Below are 5,178 nucleotides of genomic sequence, written 5' to 3' on the forward strand. Positions count from 1 at the left end.
AGGATTCGCCGCTCAATCTGTTTTTTGTCCCACTTTGTTGTATGGGCTGATACGATTTTCCGTTTGGATACCGAATCATCTAGTTTCAGCCTCCTTTAATGCATGTTGTATTGGAGAGATGACGATATTGTTACATCAAGAAGAACACATCATTCAGCAAATTTTTCATGAAACGAAAAGAAAGAATAAAGACAATCTGACAAGAACAAATGCTTACAAACGTTATTATGATCGTCATCCAGAGATGAAATGGTCATTGCTTGCTTCTTTTGTATCCAGGAACGCTGGGTGGTCGATGACTGATTTAAAGGGCGAACTTTTCCATCCCGGTTTAACCGATCAGCAAGGTCACCTGTTTTTTACAACATATGAAAGAGCGAATTGGCTCATCTTTTCTGATGCTTATCCGCAGCTTTTGTTATATGAATGGTCGAAGCGATGCAAGAAGCCTTTATTTCATCTATTGCCATCTTTCCAAGTGTCTCGTTTTATGCGTGCCGAGTGGGAACGGTTTTGGAAAAACCGCGACACAGAGCGTCTGCTTTATGCACTCATCATAAATGAACAATATACTATACAATCTCCTATTATACAAAATCCTCTTCTGAAAAAGAATGTTTTTCACTCGATTCAATATCTTTTCAGCGAGTGGGGACATTTCCAAACGGTCGTGTTTCCAACGGTAGACGGGCATTTGTATGGCATCACCATACGCAAGTTTTCACATGTAAAGGAGCGCATCCTTTTAGGAAAAAAATTAGCGAACCTGTTATTTCGGGCTGATTTGTTTTCTGATTTCTATCATTTTTTACATACCGTACCACATACCGGCTCACGGTTTGATTTTGAACAATTTTTAGGGATCGCTAGAAGGTCAACACCTTTCCTACGAACGGTTTATCCGGCGATGACTCATTCATTAGACGATCAAAAGGAAGATTGGTTTCAAAATAAAGTACACCCAGCCTTATTTCAAGCTGCATCATTACCAAAACAAATTGAACTTACGCAATGGTACTTCCATAAAAAAAGGCAACTTCGTTTTCTTTTCTCATTAGAGCACTATTTTCAGCATAAATAAAAAGCAGGGGAACCCTGCTTTTTTTACGTGGATGGACGATTAGGACCGCCGAGCTTTTTATCAAGCTGATCTGTACTGTTTTCTTTCTCTTTAGGCTTTTGCTCTTTCGGTGCTTGCTGCTTCTTCATGACATCTACCTCCTTTGTTCTTAGAATTTACAGAATGAGACGCAATCATACAAAGAAGGACAACCATCTGTCGAAAATGAAAAAACACCGCTTATTTTCACTTAGATTGGTGATTTGCTTCTAGTTTTGTCAAGTGTGAAGGATGGAACGAGAGAAAAGAGAATGTAACGAGAGACAATAAAGGAGGAATCTGATGATGAGCGAATTTGTATCAAAAGAATCCATTATGCAGTTGTTAAAAGATATTGAACGTCAAATTGATGAGGTTGAAGCAGAATTAACTGTTGCCGTGCAACATAACAAACACACAGCACATGAGAATCATATGCAAATGATTGATCGTCTCGAATCAGAGGTGAAGGACTGCGAATTGAAAATTCATGAAGCAGAATATAAGCTAGCGGCAAGACCAGCATATCACGCTGGTTAGCGTTTTCTATTTGTGCAAAAAGTGTTCGTTTGATACGATGTTCGTAGAGGTGAACATGTTGAATCAAACTTTAGTGAAACAAACAGAAGAACTAAAACAGTGGGTAGAGGAAGCCTATGAGCGGTATCAAAAGGGAAAGGCTGAAGAAGTGTACCCCGCCTATGATTTTTATGAAGACATACAGCCAGCTGTTGTTGGTTTTGACAAACAAATGGAAGAGTGGCTTGCCGCTTCTATTTCGTTTATTCATCAGGTGAAACCGAAATACCTACATCAAGAGCAACTAGAAGCTGTACAAGAGAATGCGAAAGAAATTGTCATGCAATCTTTTGTTGGTAAACTACCTGCAACCCGTGTGAAAAATTTAGTTGAATCGGTCCTATATACACTGAATCTTTTAATAGAAGAAATCGGTAAAAAGCGCAGCTGATGGTACATCCTGCGCTTTTTCTTATCGGCATCTTAGGCACACCTTCTGTCTTTTTTCATAATATAGCATTGACATCAACAGTTTTTGAGCGAGAGGAGCGAGAAAGATGTTCCCTTATTCAAACCAGCAGCCTAATCAATTGAATCAATTACAACAAGGTTCTATTCCATATCTAGACATGCAGCAGCCACCAGAATACTTCATGCCTCCATATCAAACAGGAATGAGCCAAATGCCATCTGCGGGCTATCAACAACCCCATCCGCCAAATGGACCCCAAGAGCATTACATGCCTTATCAGCAGCCAACGCCTATCAATCAGCCTCAGATGCTACAGCCAGGCATGATGCCTGTGCAACAGCCAATGAATCCGTATCCATTGCCTAGGCCACAAAAACAGCAGCCTTCACAATTTAAAAGTGTCCTATCGCAATTCAAAAAGTCCAATGGGCAATACGACTTTAACAAAATGTTTGATACGGCTGGTCAAATGATGAGTGCAATGAATCAAGTCGGTTCATTAGCAAAAGGTTTTACAAGTATCTTTAAAGCATAGCAAAACCCAATAGAAGATCTATTGGGTTGTTTCTTTTGGTGCCGTTACATGTAAGGTTTGATCTTTCCATATACTTGTCATGTTTGTTTGGTCAATTTTTGCAGGCATTAAAATGGTTTTGGTAAAGCTAGAGTAGGAAGAGGTCGTGTCTGTTTTGATTTTCTCCTGTACGGATAAGTGTAAATATTGGGCCTTTACTTCAAGTGCAATATCGCCTTCAACAAAATGATCTGGGAATTGAATGTCAATGTATACAGCTTGATCATCTTCTGTCACATTGGTTGCGATGGATGCAAGTGAATGAGACGTCGTCATCATTGCCTCGGCATGATTTAGAATCTCATGGAATGGGGAGGAAGCGAAAAATTGTTCAATGGCTTCGCTTAAAAAATCTTCATTTGGCAACACTTCATATTTCTTGTCATCTTTTTGTGTCAATTGAATCACCTCTCATATACAGCCTATGCAAAAAGGGCGCAAGCGGTTATCAATTGATGAGAGGAAAAAATTATGATTAAATAGTGTTGAATATAGAAAAAGCTGTATAAAAGCAAAAAATGATGCACGATTTCGATCTAGAAGCAAAGCTTGAAGGGAGCAAATGAACATTGCTGAAAAAGTTATTCGGTTTCGGAAAAAAACAAGATGATGTCAAGGAAGAAACGATTTATTCTCCGGCTGATGGAGAATTGATGGATATGACGGACGTACCAGACCCAGTCTTTTCACAAAAGATGATGGGAGACGGTGTTGCAGTCAAACCAAGTAATGGTGTCATTGTGTCACCAGTAGAGGGGGAAATCATTCAACTCTTCCATACGAAACATGCAATTGGCATTCGAACACTCTCAGGGCTTGAGCTTTTGATTCATATTGGACTTGAAACAGTTGGATTAAATGGGGAAGGATTTGAGTCGCATATCAAAGAAGGGGACAAAGTAAAAGTCGGTGATCCTCTCATTACATTTGACTTAGATTTCATCGCTGAAAAAGCGGCAAGTACGGTAACACCTATTGTGATTATGAATGGTGATATCATCGAGCGACTTGATAAAGAGCCAAAGGGAACTGTGGAAAAACAGATCTCGAAACTATTCACCGTGAAAGTCATTTAATAGAAGACACAAAAAAACTACCCGCACATAGGGTAGTTTTTTTAACATTAATCCTCCATCGGAACCCAGCCTTTGTTTGTTTCCATCACAGACCACAATCCTTCTGGAATGAGATACTTGTCTTTTTGGCTGCGTTTGATGACCGTTTCGATCTCATCTTCTCGCCCTTCTTTGATTTTAACAGCCCAATCAGGATCAACGATTAGCTCTCGTGCGATGGCGATCAGCGGAATTCCTTGATTGTACGCATTGATTGCATCTTCGGCTGTAATGACGCTACCAACACCGATCAGTGGAAGGGTATCGCCGCAGCGCTCTTTTAATAGTGCCATACGGGTTTTGCTAGTATCTGCGCCACGTCTTGCTTTGGCATCGATTTCCATTAATGAGATATGTAAATAATCAAGGCCTTTTGTTTTTAACACATCGACTAATGTGAACGTCTCCGCCATCGTCAAACCAGGTGTCTCTGGTTCTTCGGGTGAAAGTCGATACCCAAAAATAAAGGGTTTTGTGGCGTACTCGTCAATGGCTTCTTTGACAGCATCTACTACAGCGATAGGGAAAGTCAGACGTTTTTCTTCGTTTCCTCCCCATTGATCTGTGCGCTTGTTGCTATGCGGAGAGTAGAATTGCTGAATTAAATAACCGTTTGCTCCGTGGATTTCAACACCATCAAATCCAGCTTGTATTGCTCGTCTTGTCGCTTCTTTAAATGAACGGATGATATGGCGTATTTCTTCATCTTTTAACGCACGTGCTATTTGCTTTCCGTCATTTAATACATCACTTGGGGCAACCACATCACCGTTTGGTACGAGGTGAGGAAGGCTTTGCGAGCCGCCGTGATGGATTTGCATAACGGCTTTTGTTCCTTTTGCTTTGATCGCAGAGGCTAGTTTTTTGAGACCAGGGATGTCTTCATCTCTTGCAATCGAAGGCTGTCCATCAAAGGCTCTCCCATCAGGAGTCACGTTCGCACATGCAGTGATCACCATACCCATGTCGTTTGATCTAGCTGTAATAAAGTCAATTTCTTCTGTTGAAATCGTACCATCCTCATGAGAACCGAAATGTGTCATCGGTGCGACGACCAATCGATTCTCAATAGAGGCGCCTCCTGGAAAAGTAAATGGTTCAAATAAAGGCTTGAATTCTATTTTCAATCTTATCCACTTCTTCCTTCATAAAATCATTTCACTATAGAAGTGTAATGGATATGATGACAACACTTCAAAATATTTGCTCACAGGATGGTATCAAAAAATTGACGCCTAGTCATGCAAACAAATATTCGGTACACTAAGAATGAGAGGTGATGCGATATGAAAAAGAAAACAATGAAAGAACTCATAGAAGAATTAAAAAAAGACGTACAGGTAGAACATTGGCATGAAATTGAAGCGAAGCCAGCACAAACCTCTCCTTTTCCTAATAG

The 5,178-nt window shown here is 40.2% G+C and carries 8 protein-coding genes; 5 read left to right on the forward strand and 3 right to left on the reverse strand.

The features are described from left to right. Positions 1–118: 118 nt before the first annotated feature. On the forward strand, positions 119–1,081 hold the full coding sequence (locus AB1K80_RS17025) for a DUF2515 domain-containing protein (RefSeq protein ID WP_412858125.1): 963 nt from the start codon (positions 119–121) through the stop codon (positions 1,079–1,081). 23 nt (positions 1,082–1,104) lie between these two features. Here AB1K80_RS17025 and sspM read toward each other — a convergent pair whose 3' ends face one another. Then, positions 1,105–1,209: an acid-soluble spore protein SspM gene (gene sspM, locus AB1K80_RS17030; protein ID WP_412858114.1), complete on the reverse strand. Its 105-nt coding sequence runs from the start codon at positions 1,207–1,209 to the stop codon at positions 1,105–1,107. Positions 1,210–1,405: 196 nt separating this feature from the next. Here sspM and AB1K80_RS17035 point away from each other — a divergent pair, with 196 nt between their 5' ends. The 3 genes from AB1K80_RS17035 (at position 1,406) to AB1K80_RS17045 (ending at position 2,625) form a co-directional block, all read left to right on the forward strand. Continuing rightward, positions 1,406–1,639, forward strand: coding sequence for a DUF5446 family protein (locus AB1K80_RS17035; protein WP_412858116.1), 234 nt, complete (start codon positions 1,406–1,408; stop codon positions 1,637–1,639). 55 nt (positions 1,640–1,694) lie between these two features. Next, positions 1,695–2,069, forward strand: coding sequence for a YppE family protein (locus AB1K80_RS17040; protein WP_412858118.1), 375 nt, complete (start codon positions 1,695–1,697; stop codon positions 2,067–2,069). Positions 2,070–2,175: 106 nt separating this feature from the next. Beyond that, complete coding sequence (locus AB1K80_RS17045) at positions 2,176–2,625, forward strand: YppG family protein (RefSeq protein ID WP_412858119.1); 450 nt, start codon at positions 2,176–2,178, stop codon at positions 2,623–2,625. Between the two features lie 18 nt (positions 2,626–2,643). Here the strand turns inward: AB1K80_RS17045 and AB1K80_RS17050 are convergent, their stop codons facing one another. Continuing rightward, positions 2,644–3,063 carry an Hsp20/alpha crystallin family protein gene (locus tag AB1K80_RS17050; RefSeq protein WP_412858120.1) on the reverse strand — a complete coding sequence of 140 codons (420 nt, stop codon included), beginning with the start codon at positions 3,061–3,063 and terminating at the stop codon, positions 2,644–2,646. A 170-nt stretch (positions 3,064–3,233) separates the two neighbouring features. Between AB1K80_RS17050 and AB1K80_RS17055 the strand changes: the two genes are divergently transcribed. Next, entirely contained in the window at positions 3,234–3,740 is a 507-nt protein-coding gene (locus AB1K80_RS17055) for a PTS glucose transporter subunit IIA (protein ID WP_412858122.1), read from the forward strand. A 47-nt stretch (positions 3,741–3,787) separates the two neighbouring features. On the opposite strand, the gene AB1K80_RS17060 is transcribed toward AB1K80_RS17055, so the two are convergent. Further along, a complete protein-coding gene (locus AB1K80_RS17060) occupies positions 3,788–4,906 on the reverse strand; it encodes an NADH-dependent flavin oxidoreductase (RefSeq protein WP_412858124.1) in 1,119 nt (372 codons plus the stop codon). Between the last annotated feature and the right edge of the window lie 272 nt (positions 4,907–5,178).

This window comes from Bacillus sp. 179-C3.3 HS, assembly GCF_047229225.1.
Classification (GTDB): domain Bacteria; phylum Bacillota; class Bacilli; order Bacillales; family Bacillaceae; genus Bacillus.

Coding starts and splice junctions, on each gene's coding strand:
- AB1K80_RS17045 (WP_412858119.1), top strand. CDS start 2,176: ATGTTCCCTTATTCAAACCAGCAGCCTAATCAATTGAATCAATTACAA.
- AB1K80_RS17040 (WP_412858118.1), top strand. CDS start 1,695: ATGTTGAATCAAACTTTAGTGAAACAAACAGAAGAACTAAAACAGTGG.
- AB1K80_RS17035 (WP_412858116.1), top strand. CDS start 1,406: ATGAGCGAATTTGTATCAAAAGAATCCATTATGCAGTTGTTAAAAGAT.
- AB1K80_RS17025 (WP_412858125.1), top strand. CDS start 119: ATGACGATATTGTTACATCAAGAAGAACACATCATTCAGCAAATTTTT.
- sspM (WP_412858114.1), bottom strand. CDS start 1,209: ATGAAGAAGCAGCAAGCACCGAAAGAGCAAAAGCCTAAAGAGAAAGAA.